General features: G+C 39.2%; 2 protein-coding genes. One reads left to right on the forward strand and one right to left on the reverse strand.

All coding sequences use genetic code 11. The features are described from left to right. On the forward strand, window positions 1-522 hold a 522-nt coding region (locus E1140_RS00250), incomplete at its 5' end, for a LytR/AlgR family response regulator transcription factor (protein WP_185153317.1). A gap of 17 nt (window positions 523-539) precedes the next feature. Here the strand turns inward: E1140_RS00250 and E1140_RS21205 are convergent. Beyond that, on the reverse strand, window positions 540-1,175 hold a 636-nt coding region (locus tag E1140_RS21205; protein ID WP_185153318.1), incomplete at its 5' end, for a Rossmann-fold NAD(P)-binding domain-containing protein.

The following is a 1,175-nucleotide window of genomic DNA, read 5'->3' on the forward strand; positions in this document are numbered from 1 at the left end:
ATAACAGCTTATGACCAACATGCAGTGAAGGCTTTCGAGCTTGAAGCAATAGGCTATTTGTTGAAACCATTTAGTCTTGAAGAATTTACCAAGGTTATCAATAAAGCAAAGCAACAAATTGAAATGCATCAGAAAGTTATGTTTAATGAGCGCATTGAACACCTTTGGCAGCGAATGAAAAAAACCGCCCCTGAGTATTTGGAGCATATTGAAATCAAAGAAAAGGGTTTAATAAAACAGATCAATATTATAGAGGTATGCTGTATTGTATCCGATTCGGAGTATATTCAAATCCAAACCCTCAAGAACAACTATCTTTACCGCCAGTCACTCGAAATTATTAGCAACCAGTTGCCTCCCCATTTTAGAAGAGTACATCGCTCTAATATAATTAATGTGCAAAAGATCAAAACGTGGAAGTATCTCAATAATGGCACCTATCAATTTGAATTAACTAATCATACTACATTAAAAAGCAGTAGATCTTATCAGGAATCAATTAAGAAATGGCTGAGTGAATAAATTAGATTTGTTCAACCTTATTCTTTTGGAAACGTGACTCTTGTTAGCTGTTCACAAGTCTTAAGAAACTCTTCCTGCACATTGATATCATCAGCCACATTTTGATATGCTTGAGTCTTTTGATGGTAAAAATAATGGCCGCTGACGGTTGCCTCTAAATCATCACTAACAGCTAACCAAGCCTGTGTTTCATGGCCCTTCTGTAAACTATCAGGGGCTCTAGCCCCTCCCATTTTTGTAGGGACCCAACCTGGGTCAACGGCATTGGAATAGACATCAGGCCACAAGCGGGCGACTGCTTTGGCTAAGATCAAATCATGAAGTTTAGAGTCTGAATAGCTTATCTTGCTAAAATCACTGGCTAATTGACCTAACCTGGGTTGCCCACCAGTATGCATGCTAGAACTCATATATACCAACCGTTTCGGTGGCTTAATTAAACAAGTCAGAATGTATGGAGCTAAAGTATTTACCTTTACTATCAAGTCACCGGAGGCATGATATACACCTGCATTGTGAATAATGGCGTCAAATGAACCGAGTTGATTTACTTTCTCAGCCAGCAGCTTAGTTTCTTCAAGATTAGACAGGTCTGCCGTCAGCACTGAATGAGCCTTGGAAATAGCTTCCAGCGCTTCCTTCCCTCTTTGATC

Source organism: Fulvivirga lutimaris, from assembly GCF_009711525.1.
Lineage (GTDB): Bacteria > Bacteroidota > Bacteroidia > Cytophagales > Cyclobacteriaceae > Fulvivirga > Fulvivirga lutimaris.